The organism is Methylobacterium sp. CM6244, from assembly GCF_054817885.1.
Map to the genome: position 1 here is coordinate 2,460,265 of NZ_CM139247.1, position 12,795 is coordinate 2,473,059.

At 62.1% G+C, this 12,795-nt stretch carries 6 protein-coding genes; 3 read left to right on the plus strand and 3 right to left on the minus strand.

Annotated elements, in window-relative coordinates; all coding sequences use genetic code 11:
- The first annotated feature begins 158 nt into the window (after positions 1 to 158).
- Positions 159 to 1,349, plus strand: a complete 1,191-nt coding sequence (locus ACYQML_RS11395) for a pyridoxal phosphate-dependent aminotransferase (RefSeq protein WP_461235564.1) — start codon at positions 159 to 161, stop codon at positions 1,347 to 1,349.
- 72 nt (positions 1,350 to 1,421) lie between these two features.
- On the opposite strand, the gene ACYQML_RS11400 is transcribed toward ACYQML_RS11395, so the two are convergent.
- Both ACYQML_RS11400 and ACYQML_RS11405 read right to left on the minus strand, forming a co-directional pair.
- Positions 1,422 to 2,396 (minus strand): TorF family putative porin, encoded by a 975-nt coding sequence (locus tag ACYQML_RS11400; protein ID WP_461235565.1) that lies wholly within the window; start codon positions 2,394 to 2,396, stop codon positions 1,422 to 1,424.
- 470 nt (positions 2,397 to 2,866) lie between these two features.
- The gene (locus ACYQML_RS11405; protein WP_461235566.1) at positions 2,867 to 5,896 is read right to left on the minus strand and encodes an Rne/Rng family ribonuclease; all 3,030 of its coding nucleotides are present in this window, start codon (positions 5,894 to 5,896) and stop codon (positions 2,867 to 2,869) included.
- A gap of 738 nt (positions 5,897 to 6,634) precedes the next feature.
- Here ACYQML_RS11405 and ACYQML_RS11410 point away from each other — a divergent pair.
- Together ACYQML_RS11410 and ACYQML_RS11415 are read left to right on the plus strand one after the other, a co-directional pair.
- On the plus strand, positions 6,635 to 7,909 hold the full coding sequence (locus ACYQML_RS11410) for an N-acetylmuramoyl-L-alanine amidase (protein WP_461235567.1): 1,275 nt from the start codon (positions 6,635 to 6,637) through the stop codon (positions 7,907 to 7,909).
- A gap of 174 nt (positions 7,910 to 8,083) precedes the next feature.
- Positions 8,084 to 10,504 (plus strand): penicillin-binding protein 1A, encoded by a 2,421-nt coding sequence (locus ACYQML_RS11415; protein WP_207412408.1) that lies wholly within the window; start codon positions 8,084 to 8,086, stop codon positions 10,502 to 10,504.
- 148 nt (positions 10,505 to 10,652) lie between these two features.
- Here the strand turns inward: ACYQML_RS11415 and ACYQML_RS11420 are convergent, their stop codons facing one another.
- Positions 10,653 to 12,740 carry a TonB-dependent receptor family protein gene (locus tag ACYQML_RS11420; protein ID WP_461235568.1) on the minus strand — a complete coding sequence of 696 codons (2,088 nt, stop codon included), beginning with the start codon at positions 12,738 to 12,740 and terminating at the stop codon, positions 10,653 to 10,655.
- Positions 12,741 to 12,795: the final 55 nt, after the last annotated feature.

The window sequence follows — 12,795 nt, forward strand, 5'->3', positions numbered from 1 at the left end:
CGGCCGTGATCCGGCTCGGGACGACCGGTCGTTAGTCGCCGGGTTAGGCGTTTTCGCGGCGGCGGGTCAATCGCATCGCCCGATGCGCCATAATCCGTGGCGGCGAGGAATGGGTAAGCTGCCTGGAAGAGAAGGGCGGAGGGGAGTAAGCCAGCACCATGACGTCAGCCGCCGATCGCCCCGACAGCAGCATTGCCGCAAGAGCCTCACTGCGCGCAAGCCGCGTAGCGCCCTTTCTCGCCATGGACATCATGGCCGCCGCTGCTCTGCGTGACAGGCAGGGTGACGGCGTGATCCATATGGAAATCGGCCAGCCTTCGGCTCCCGCGCCGCGTCGTGTGATCGAGGCTGCACAGCGTGCTTTGGAAACCGGCAGGCTGCCTTATACCGATGCCTGTGGGATTCCGGCCCTGCGCGAGCGCATCGCCCGGCATTATCGCGACACCTATGGTGTCACGGTGTCACCCAATCGGATCGTCGTCACCAGCGGCTCCTCAGCCGGCTTCGTGCTGGCTTTTCTCGGACTGTTCGATGCAGGCGCGCGCGTTGCGGTGCCACAACCGGGCTATCCCGCTTATCGCAGCATTCTCCACGCATTGGATCTCGTTCCGGTGCCTATGACGCTGCGGGACGAAGACCGCTTCGCTCCAACGAGTGAGGCTCTGCGCACCATGCATCGTCGCGACTCACTTTCCGGCATCCTGGTGATGAGTCCCGCCAACCCGTCCGGCACGGTCATCGAGCCTGCCCGGCTCGCGGAACTCTGCGCCACGGCCCGCGACTTGGGGCTCCCTTTCATTTCGGACGAAATCTACCACGGTCTCAGCTACGGTATGCCCACCGAAACCGCACTGAAGTTCGATGACGATGCCATCGTCATCAACTCGTTCTCGAAGACCTTTTGCATGACCGGCTGGCGCATTGGCTGGATGGTGGTTCCGCCTTGGCTAGCTCGTCCCGTCGAGCGATTAGCGCAGAATCTCTACATCTCCGCCCCCTACCTGTCGCAGGTGGCGGCGTTGGCTTCCTTTGACGCGATGGAAGAGGCGGAGGCGATTCGCCTCGGCTATGCCGCCAACCGGGCATTGTTGCTCGACGCGTTTCCCTCTCTCGGCCTGGGAAGTACCCATCCGGCCGATGGCGCCTTCTACCTCTATGCCGACGTCGCCAACCTCACCGACGACGCATCGTCCTTCTGTCGCCGGATGCTGGAGCAATCCGGTGTGGCCGCAACCCCGGGACTTGATTTCGACGCTGCGGAGGGAAGCCACCATGTGCGGTTCTCCTTCGCGGGGTCCGAACGGGATTGCGTAGAGGCGGTTCGTCGCCTGAAGGCTTGGCTCGGTTGAAGGCTTTTGGCCATCGACATGAGAATGGCCCCGAAGCGCTCCGGGGCCATTTTATGTATCTGAGCGCCGTGCTTAGCGGAACAGGTTCAGGAATCCGCCCGGCTCGGCATAGATGCTCGGGGCCGCCGTGGAGGTCTGGAACGTGATCGAACCGATTACCGCATCACCGCACCATTTCGAGGTCCCGCCATTGGTAACCTGGCGGAAGTCGCCGCTGAAGACGGCGCATTCGGTCTTGGTTAGATCGGTGTTGTGGTAGCGTACGTCGAGAACGATGTTCTTGTAGGTGTAGGACAGGCCGACGTTCCCATAGAGGTAACTGGGCAGGTTGATCGAATTGAACCGCCCGATATCCGCGTTGAATCCGGTAGCGGAGTTCTTTGCAGCACCGAGGAAAAAGTAGCCGAGTTCCGACGACAGCGAGAACCCGCCTGCATAGGCTTCAGGCAAGAAAGGGAAAAGTGAGGCTGGCAGCGCGTAAGCGGCAGTACCCGAAGCATAGGTGCTGATGGCGTGCGTGCCGAAGAAGTTCGGCGAGAAGAATACATTCGTACCGAGCGTCAGCGAATCCGTCGCCGTGTACAGCATCTTTCCAGCGGCTTCGTAGAAATCGGAGTTCTTGGTGGAGAACGCCGTACCGCCGGGCAGGACGACCTGCTGCTCGTTCGGGTAGAAGTAGTACAGAATACCGAGATCGAAGGCGAACTTACCGAAGGTCGGGCGAATACCGGCAATCAGATCGAACTCCATGTCTGGTCGCGTCGGCAGGCGGGTCTGATAAGTCGCGAAACCCGCATAGGCGAAGTTGTTCAAGAACTGTGCTTCGAAAAAGGTCTGATAGCTGCCCTGCAGGTTCGATTGCGACACACCGCGGAAGTTATAATCCGTCTGGTAGCGAGAGCCGAACGAGAAGCCGATCAGCGGATCGGCAGCCTTCGCCTCGACCGGCATGACTTTGGGTACGGAAAGATCGGCTGCAATCGTCGGCGAGACAGCGACGCTCGCAAGCGTACTGAAGGCCAGGAGTGATGTGTACAAACGGCGCATGGCCCGATCCTTCTAGTGGTCGCCGAAGGGGCTGTGGCGACACAAACCCCATTTCAATGAGATCCCCCTGGCTTCTAGATCGACGTGCAAACAGCTCGGTTTTCTAGCGCCAGTGAAGGCTGGGATGATGACTGTCTTTTCTGACGTCATCTCTTTCGCCCCTAACTCAAGCTTGACCTTAAGGGACTACGCCTTTGAGAAAAATGACTTTGCTGCAACAGAGCCCGCCAATCACATGGGACATATTGAAAAAACCAAAAATAGACGAATACATATGCAATATGCGTAATAAATATACTTGAAATGCACGACAAGTATCACTGTCGCTAAGAACCTGCATCTGCAATGAGGCCGAGTGGCCAGTCGCGCGCGGTGGTCTCGCACGGTGCACACGGAGCCGGAAATGAAATGGGCCGCATCCAGTTAGGATGCGGCCCATTTTGGTTCGCTCGGCGTCGTCGGAGGTTGGATTATTCGCCTGTGAGCGCAGCCTTGGTCCGCGACCACCATCCGGCGCGCTTCGGACGATCGGGATCGATCGGCGTCAGCACCACCGCTACCGGCTCGGGAGCAGGAATTGGCGCCGGAGCCGGCTCAGGGGACAAGTCCGATATAGACGTATCGTGAAGATTGTCCGGGGCCTCGGGAGTCGCCGCCTCGATGGGCTTGAGCGAGGGTTCGTCAGCAATAGGCAGGTCCACCGAAACAGGTGCGAGTGCCGCTTCCGATGCGTCTGGCGGAAGATCGACCGAAACCGGAGCCCCCTCTGGGACGGGGTCTGAGGCGTTCCGCTCCTCATCGGCATCGTCGCGCGGGCGGCTCTCGTTACGATCCCGACCGCGTCCACCCCTGCGTCCGCGGCGACGCCGGCGGCCAGCGCCTTCGTCTTCTGACAGTTCGGAGCGGGGCGTCGTCTCGCTGTCCGGAGCATCCCCAACGACGATCTCGTCGGCCGCATTCTCGCGAGCCGTATTGTCCTGAGCCTCGCCGGCCTGATCGTCTGGATCTTGACTCTCTCCATCGGCGTCACCGTCACCGGAATGATCATCGCCGCTAGCGGAGTGCTCACCCGTCGATTCACCGGTCTCGTGACGACCACCCCGACGGCGCCGACGGCGGCGGCGGCCACCGGAGCGCCCCTCGCCATTGCCGTCACTCGAATTCTCACGCGAACCGTCAACCTCGGACGCCTCAGCCTCGGCCTCGACGACGGCCTCTTCTTCCTCGTCGCCGTCGAAATCGTCGTCGGTATCCACCTGGGGCGAAATCGCCACGGCGCGTATACCGGTTGCGGGCCCCTCGCTTCGGATCGCCGGCTCACCTCGATCGAGCTGGAACGCGGATGTCGCGGCCAAGCGCTCGTCTGCAGCAATGGTAACGCTGACGCCGAAGCGGATCTCCAGCTCGCGCAGATGCGCGCGCTTCTGGTTGAGAATGTAGAGCGCCACCTCGGTACGGGTACGCAGGATAAGGTTGTGCGTCGTGCTCTTGAGGAGCGATTCCTCAATGGCGCGCAGGATTTGCAGGGCAACCGATGCCGTAGCTCGGACGTAGCCCGAACCGCCGCAATGGACGCAGGGGAGCGACGAACTCTCGAGCATGCCGGTGCGAATGCGCTGGCGGCTCATTTCAAGCAGACCGAACGGCGAGATCCGACCGACTTGGATACGGGCGCGATCGTTTTTCAGACAATCGTTCAGCTTCTTCTCGACAGCGCGGTTGTTGCGCTTCTCCTCCATGTCGATGAAGTCGATGACGACGAGGCCAGCGAGGTCGCGCAGACGGAGTTGGCGGGCGACTTCCTCGGCCGCCTCCAGATTGGTGCGGAGCGCCGTATCCTCAATGTCGTGTTCGCGGGTCGAACGGCCCGAATTCACGTCGATGGAGACGAGCGCCTCCGTCGGATTGATGACGAGGTAGCCGCCGGATTTGAGTGTGACATGGGTTGAGAACATCGCGTCGAGCTGTTGCTCGACACCGTGGCGCGCAAAGATCGGCGTCGCGTCCCGATAGGGCTGAACCACCTTGGACTGGCCCGGCATCAGCATGCGCATGAAGTCGCGTGCTTCGCGGTAGGCCTCGTCGCCAGCCACAAGGATATCGTCGATATCCTTGTTATAGAGGTCGCGGATCGCGCGTTTGATCAGTGAGCCTTCCTCATAGACCAGGGCCGGCGCGGATGAGGACAGCGTCAATTCGCGAACGCTCTCCCAAAGGCGCATCAGATACTCGAAATCGCGCTTGATCTCGGGCTTGGTCCGAGACGCACCGGCGGTGCGAAGGATTACGCCCATGCCCTCCGGCACTTCGAGATCCTGAGCGACCTCCTTGAGGCGCTTACGGTCCGCTGCCGAAGTGATCTTGCGTGATATGCCGCCACCACGACCGGTATTGGGCATCAGCACGGAATACCGACCCGCCAGCGACAAGTACGTGGTGAGCGCCGCGCCTTTGGTGCCGCGCTCTTCCTTGACGACCTGAACCAGGATGATCTGGCGACGCTTGATGACCTCCTGGATCTTATAATGACGGCGATAGGTGCGCGGCCGCTCGGGGATCTCGGCCAACGCGTCGCCGTTGCCACCTACCTGGGCGATCTTGTGCTCGCCATCCTCGCCTTCATGCTCGTCGTCCGAATCTTCGTCATCGGAGTCGTCCTCGTCGTCCGAATCTTCGTCCTCATCCGATTCGTCTTCATCGGAATCGTCGTCCTCATCGGTCTCGTTTTCGGCAACGGAGGCATCCGGATGGGCTTCAGCCGACGGCTCTTCGACGGCCTCGTCTGAGTGAGCCGTCCTGTCCAAGTTGAGGGCAGGGGGCTCGACGGGAGCAGGAGCCTCGCCTTCGAGGGATGCGGGCGGCAGGTCCGACGACGCGTCCGAACCGGGCTCGATGAAAGTGGCGTCAGGCGCGACGGGATCGGCTGAAGTGGCCTCGTCCTTCACAGACTCGTCGACGGCATTCTCCGGGGACACGACGGAATCGGCCGTCCCGACAGCCTCGGGCACGATGGGATGTTCACCCGACTCGTTGTTCTGCGGTGTGTGATCCTGCGGCGTCGCGTCGTCGGAAGAACGCGCCGCGACGGCCTCGGACACGTCCTCGACGCTCACCGTATCGCTGGTCTTGGCGGATGCGGCTTCAGCGCGGCGACCGCGCGAGCGCCGGCGTGGCTTACGCTCCTCGCGCTCGCGATGCTCCTCGGCGTCCCGCGCCTCGTCTTCCAACAGTGCCTGACGATCCGCGAGGGGGATCTGGTAATAGTCGGGATGAATCTCACTGAAGGCGAGGAAGCCGTGGCGGTTACCGCCATATTCGATGAACGCAGCCTGGAGCGATGGCTCCACTCGGGTCACCTTCGCGAGGTAGATATTGCCCCGAAGCTGCCGGCGGTTCGCCGCCTCGAAGTCGAACTCCTCAACCCGGGAACCATGCACCGTGACGACCCGGGTCTCTTCCGGGTGCATCGCATCGATGAGCATCTTGTTGTTGTTGGCCATGACGAACTTTCATGGCGGTCGACGTCGTCCTTCTGCAGCCGAATTGTCCCGGCGAGGCGCTGCCCGATCCCGGCCCATCGGCCGTCGAGGGGAGAGCACGCTTAGGCCCACAGAAGCGGGCCAAGGGGGCTTTAAGGAAGGGACTGCCGTCAACCGCCGCTAGGCGCCGGTGATCGGCGCGACTGGGGTTGAACCTGGCCAGGGCCGACGGGGAACCGGCGCCACGCGAAACGCGTACGCTTTGAACACGAGCAACGGCAACCGATGCTGTGCGTCCGCCCATCCGCTCCCTGACCTCACGAATAATTTGAAGCCGAGCAATTGCCGGCCGCTGATTTCAAGAACGGCGCTTCGGCGAAACAATCGCCGCATGCACCGATACCCACCCGGATTGAAGTTACCGGCGAACTTGACGCGGAGAGCCGACTGCGAGGCGCCGCGGCGAAAGGCCATGACGCACCCGCGGGCCACGGTGACGACCGCACGGCACCCAGGAAGGGACATTACCATTACAGATCGTCGCGGGCGCTTGGCAAGCAGCAACGCAGCCGCCGTCTCAACTTTGCCGCCGTGGTAGGGTGCGCGGCATCCGGCTCGCACCTGTCGCCCCACGGCACCATCCTAGCCACTTTGCGAATCAGGGACGATAGGAACGGTTAACCATCCCGATCGTATCCCTTAACGAACGCTCGCGCTTCCGAAGGACCTTATGGTTCCAGGACAACGACTGCCGGACCGATGCTGCCTCTCGCTCGCCTGCTCCGTTCCGCATTGATTCTGTGTGTCGTCGCGGCGGCCGTTCCGGTCGTGGCCCAGGACGGTCTGCGAACCAGCCCAGCGGTATCCAGCCAACAATCGGCGGTCGCCATTGCCGCTGACCTTTCCGTCGGTTCGAGCGGCTCGACGAAGCTGACACTGACATTGTCAAAACCCATCGAGGCACGCGTCTTCGTTATGGAGCGGCCGGACCGGGCGGTCATCGACCTCGCGGAAGTGAACTTTCAGCTTGGGCCAGAAACCGGCCGCCGCCGCGAAGGCTTGGTTTCCTCGTTCCGCTACGGCCTGTTTGCGCCCGGACGCTCCCGCATCGTCGTCGATCTCGCGCAACCAGCTACAGTCGGACGAATCGAGACGACGACACGTACGCGTGACGGCGCCATTCTGCTGACGGTCGAGTTCCAGAAAGCAGACCGCGACGCCTTCCGCCGAGCCGCCGTTTCCAACGACCCATCTCCGCCAAGCCGGAAGGAAGCCGTGGCGGAGCCGACCGATTCCCGACCACTCATCATGATCGATGCTGGCCATGGCGGAATCGATCCGGGCGCTATCGCCGCCAGCGGTGTTTTTGAAAAGGACATCGTCTTCGGCTTCGCCCAGGCTCTGGTTGGGAAGCTCGAAGCCTCCGGCCGTTACCGTGTCCGGATGACCAGAGATCGTGACGTGTTCGTGCCGCTGTCAGAGCGCGTGCGGATCGCCCGCGAGGCGAGCGCCGACCTCTTCGTCTCGATTCACGCCGATTCCATTTCCTCCGCGCCGCAGGTGCGTGGCGCCACCATTTATACGGGCTCCGAGAAGGCCACTGACGCCGAATCGGCCAAGCTCGCTGAGCGTGAGAACAAAGCAGATTCGACCGCCGGCACGGATTCCAGCGAAGGCCCCGGCCACATCGCCGACATCCTCCAGGAACTGACCCTGCGGGAGACGCGGACCTTCTCGTCGGGCTTTGCCAAAGGGCTGATGTCCTATCTCAGCCCCGTGATGGAGCTGAGCAACAAGCCTCATCGTGAGGCCGGCTTCGTGGTCCTACGCTCGCCCGACGTGCCTTCGGTGCTGGTTGAGCTCGGCTACCTATCGAGCAAGCGCGACCTTGAGATGCTTCAATCCGAAGCTTGGCGCGCTGACGTCACCGGAGGCATGGCGAAGGCGATCGACGCGTTCTTCGCCAACCGCACTTCGCTGACCCGGCCTGTGCCGCCGCGCCGCTCTGCGGCAATCGCCCCAGTTTCACCATAGATACGGTGTGAAACCGGGGCTCACGGCGCCCCGGCCTCGGAACAGGCGTTCCACCGCCTCCGGTCGATCACGGGTCGTCGCGTCACTCTTGCCTTTCCGGGATAATCGAGGTCTCGGTCATCCTCGCCTCTCGGCCGGACCGGCAGCGGCAGATCATCGACGGACGGGACCCGGATGCGCTTCATCCTTCGTTTCTTCGGCTTCCTGTTCAGCATCGGTGCGATGCTGTTCGTACTGCTATCCGCAGCCGGGGCGTATTTTTACTACACCTACAGCCAGGACCTGCCCGACCACGCCGCGCTCGCCAATTACGAGCCGCCGGTGATGAGCCGCGTCCACGCGGCGGATGGCAGCCTGCTCGCCGAATATGCCAACGAGCGCCGTCTCTACCTACCGATCCAGGCGATGCCGAAGGTCGTGGTGGCGGCCTTCCTCTCGGCCGAGGACAAGAATTTCTATAAGCATGGCGGCATCGACCCCGAAGGTGTCGTTCGCGCAATTCTGACCAATGCCAAGAGCGGCAAAAAGCAGGGCGCCTCGACCATCACACAGCAGGTGGCGAAGAACTTCCTGCTCACCAACGAGCAGACCTTCGACCGCAAGATCAAGGAGGCGCTGATCGCGCTTCGGATCGAATCGACCTATTCGAAGGACAAGATCCTCGAACTCTATCTGAACGAAATCTTCCTCGGCACCATCGTGCCCGGTCGCAACCTACACGGGGTTGCCGCCGCGGCGCTCGATTATTTCGGCAAGTCCGTCCACGAGCTGACCATCAACGAGGCCGCTTATCTCGCCGCTTTGCCGAAGGGCCCGAACAACTACCACCCCTACCGTCAGACCCAGAAGGCCCTCGACCGCCGCAATGAGATCATCGGCCTGATGGCCCAGAACGGGTACATCACCAAGGAAGAAGGTGAGGCTGCCCGCAAGATGCCGCTGGGCGTGAACCCGCGCGTCGCCTTTGCCAACGCGGCGAACGCCAACTACTTCACCGAAGAGGTCCGGCGAGAGATCACCGAGCGCTACGGCGAGAAGAAGCTGTATGAGGGTGGCCTCTCCGTACGCGCGACCCTCGATCCAAAGATGCAGGCCTGGGCGCGCAAGGCACTGGTGGACGGCCTTATCCGATACGACCAGTCGCATGGCTGGCGCGGTGCGCAGGCCAAGGTCGATCTCGTCGGTCGTGATTGGGGCCTCGCCGTAGCGGAAGTTCCGGGCCTTGGCGACGTGCAGCCATGGCGGCTTGCCGTCGTCCTGAGCACCACGGGCGGCGTCGCGCAGATCGGTCTTCAGCCCCGCCGCGAAGCCTCTGGCCAAGTCTCGAAGGAGCGCGAGACCGGAACAATCGCCGCTGACGGTACTCGTTGGACCGGTCGCTCACCCTCGGCCGCGCTGAACGCCGGTGATGTCATTTATGTCGAAGCTATAGACGGCGGTCGCGGACAATATCGCCTCCGTCAGCGCCCAGAAATCTCTGGTGCCATCGTCGCGATGGACCCGTTCACCGGGCGCGTCCACGCCATGGTCGGCGGCTTCTCCTATGACGAGAGCCAGTTCAACCGAGCGACACAGGCCCAGCGCCAGCCGGGCTCTTCGTTCAAGCCGATCGTCTACTCGGCGGCCCTGGACAATGGTTACACCCCGTCCTCGATCGTGCAGGATTCACCGATCACCATCGAGGCTGGACCAGGCCAGGAAGCGTGGTCGCCCTCGAACTATGACGGCAAGTCGGGTGGTCCGCACACGCTGCGCTACGGCATCGAGCATTCGAAGAACCTAATGACCGTGCGGCTGGCCAAGGATGTCGGCATGCCGCTCATCGCCGAATATGCCCGCCGCTTCGGCGTCTATGACGACATGCTCCCTGTCCTGCCGATGTCCCTTGGGGCCGGCGAGACCACGGTCATGCGTATGGTCACGGCCTATTCCATGCTGGCCAATGGTGGCCGCCGCATCCGTCCGACCTTGATCGACCGGATTCAGGACCGCGTCGGCGAGACCATCTATAAGCACGACAACCGTAAGTGCCTTGGCTGCGATGCCGAGAAGTGGTCCGGCCAGGATGAGCCCAAGCTCGTGGACGATTCGGAGCAGGTCCTCGATCCGCTGACGGCTTACCAGATGGTCTCCATCATGGAGGGTGTGGTCCAGCGCGGCACGGCGACGATCCTGAAACAGGTTGGGAAGCCCCTGGCCGGTAAGACCGGAACGACGAACGACGCCAAGGATGCGTGGTTCGTGGGCTTCTCGCCGGATCTCGCGGTCGGTGTCTATCTCGGCTTCGACAAGCCTCGCTCACTCGGCGACCGGGCCACCGGCGGCGGGTTGTCGGCGCCCATCGCGCTCGACTTCCTCAAGCAGGCTCTCAAAGACAAGCCACCGACCCCCTTCCGCGTGCCTCCGGGGATCAAGCTGATCCGCGTCAATGTCGCCTCCGGCATGCGCGCCGGCTCGGGCGAGGGTTCAGGTACGATCCTCGAAGCCTTCAAGCCGGGCACTGCCCCGCCGGACGCTTATGTGGCGGCACCTTCCGCGCCCGCTGCAGCGCCTGCGGATGCAGACCGTGCGGCGCAGGCAGGCGGATTGTATTAGGCTGCCTCTCTCCCTTCCCGGACACCCGACGCTCGGGCGAGCGGTGGTCCGGGAAGTGTCGCCATAACGGCGCCGGTCGATCGAAGAAAAGTGCCGATATCAAACGCCCTTCTGCTGGCGTGAATAGGCGGCTTCATTCGACCTGCCGTCAAAACGAGGCGCGGATCCCCCCGAATACGCTGCGGCCGGTGCCGGGATAGAACGCGATCGGATTGCCGCCCATCGCGGCCGCGTCGTTCAACACCGAAATGTCAGAGACATATCGGATATCCCCCAGATTTCTCGCATCCAGGAACAGCGAAACTCCGTTGGGAAAGTCAAAACCGGCCTGGACGTTGACGAGGGTGTAGCCGGGCACCTGAAGGGTGTTGGCATGATCCGCGAAAGCTCCGCGCGGTACCCAATCCACTGATGGGCTCAGGTGAAAACCGCTCGGATGGGTGTAGGTCACGACGCTCCGCAACACGTCCTGCGGGATTCCGGCGATGCGGTTGTCTCCGAATTGTGGGTCGCTTACGAAGCGAAAGTCGTTATGCGTCCAGATCTGCGAAGCCGAGATACGGTCGCCACTGCCGGTGACGTCGCGAACGAGGTCGAGGGTCATTGCCGCCTCGACACCCTGGTGGATCGTACGCGGTGAATTGAACGTAGCTGCCGGAATGTTCAGTCCCGGATTGACGCTGAAATTGACTAGCTCATCCCGAACTTCCGACCGATAGAGCGTCACGTCCCAGGCAATCCCATCGAGCCGGCCGCGCGTGCCTGCTTCGTAAGTCCAGGCGCGTTGAGCCTGAAGCGGCACGAACTGCGTCGTTACCCCGATGGTCTGGGTCAGATCAGTGAAGTCGGGCACATCGCGTGAACGTGTGATGTCGGCGAAGACCTGGACATCCGGCACAGGCTGCCAGATCACACCAAGTTTCGGGTTGACGCCCTGATAGGTCTGGTTGTCAAATTTGGCGCCGGAGTTCGAGCTGAAGCCGCCCTTGTCGCTATAGGTCCGGTTCGACGAGAAGGCCTTCGCGCCCGTCATCAGCGCGACATCAGGCAGGAACCAGAAGCGGTTCTCACCGTAAGCCTCGTAATTCGATGAACTTTGCAGCGCATTCAGAGTCTGCGCGCCCCGCTGACCGGCAAGATTGGTGAAGCGAAGCGACGAGTTCTGCCCGGCAAACGCGCGCAGACCCAGTATCGTGTCGTTGCGGTAGCCGGCGATGTCGAAGGTGCCGGCCCAGTGAGGTGAGATACCGTATGTCCAGCCATCCTCGTCGATGACCTGAAAGATCGGATGGTAGAGCGACTTGTGGATCGCCCAGGTATCGATATCGAGCTTGCCGACGTCGAGGGCAAACGAGGTTCGGTTGGCAACGCGCTCAGTCTCCACCTTCCGGGACTGATTGCCCGCGATGGCGCCAGGATTCGCGATGGTCGGATTTTTCAGACTGTTGAACAGGCTCAGGGTGCCGGGGAGCTTCTGGTCTGTAAGGTAAACTCCAACATAGAATCTCGTTTCGACACCGGGGGCTAGCTGATAGCCGAGATTGGCGTTGAAGTTCTGCGTCCGCTGGGCCTCGTGATCCCGAAACCCATCAGCATTGGTGATCGTACCACTGATGAGGAAATCGGCTGGTCCTGATAAACGCGAGAACTGGAAATGCTCGCGGATCGTACCAAAGCTGCCGCCATCGACGCGCACGACGTTTGGCGCAAGGGCGGTCTGCGCCGTCGGTGTCACGAAGTTGATCGCCCCGCCGAGCGTCGTGGCGCCGTAGGTCAAGGCGTTGCCGCCTTTGTAGACCTCGACGGCGCGCAGGGCGAGGGGATCGATCTGGTAGAAATCACCGCTTCCATCGGCGGCATTCACCGGAAATCCGTCCTGAAGCAGCTCGATGCCGCGGAGGTGAAAACCGCGCGAGATGCCCGATCCGCGCAGGGAAAGGCGCATTTCCTGACCATAACGCTGCTGCACAAAGACACCGGGCGTATCCTTGAGAACATCGCGTAGCGTATTGGCGTAGCGGTTCTGAAAGTCATTGGCATCAATGAAGGCGACGGACCCGACGGTGGCATTCACCGTAGCGCGTTGCGCCGCGACGCTCGGCACCGTGAGGGACCCGGCCGAAGCGCCCTGAACGCTGAGTTCTGGCAATTCGGCATTGGCCACTTCTTGTGCGAGGGCCGATGTCGAGGACAAAAGTAGGAAGGCGAGCGCACTTCCGAAGTAGGAATTCTGCATGGAAATAGGCTCCGGACCCCGCGCCCTCAATCACTCCGCGCGGTCAGCGCGGAGG

Excerpts from the sequence above, each read along its gene's own strand:
- ACYQML_RS11395 (WP_461235564.1), top strand. The coding sequence starts at position 159 with ATGACGTCAGCCGCCGATCGCCCCGACAGCAGCATTGCCGCAAGAGCC.
- ACYQML_RS11400 (WP_461235565.1), bottom strand. The coding sequence starts at position 2,396 with ATGCGCCGTTTGTACACATCACTCCTGGCCTTCAGTACGCTTGCGAGC.
- ACYQML_RS11405 (WP_461235566.1), bottom strand. The coding sequence starts at position 5,896 with ATGGCCAACAACAACAAGATGCTCATCGATGCGATGCACCCGGAAGAG.
- ACYQML_RS11410 (WP_461235567.1), top strand. The coding sequence starts at position 6,635 with ATGCTGCCTCTCGCTCGCCTGCTCCGTTCCGCATTGATTCTGTGTGTC.
- ACYQML_RS11415 (WP_207412408.1), top strand. The coding sequence starts at position 8,084 with ATGCGCTTCATCCTTCGTTTCTTCGGCTTCCTGTTCAGCATCGGTGCG.
- ACYQML_RS11420 (WP_461235568.1), bottom strand. The coding sequence starts at position 12,740 with ATGCAGAATTCCTACTTCGGAAGTGCGCTCGCCTTCCTACTTTTGTCC.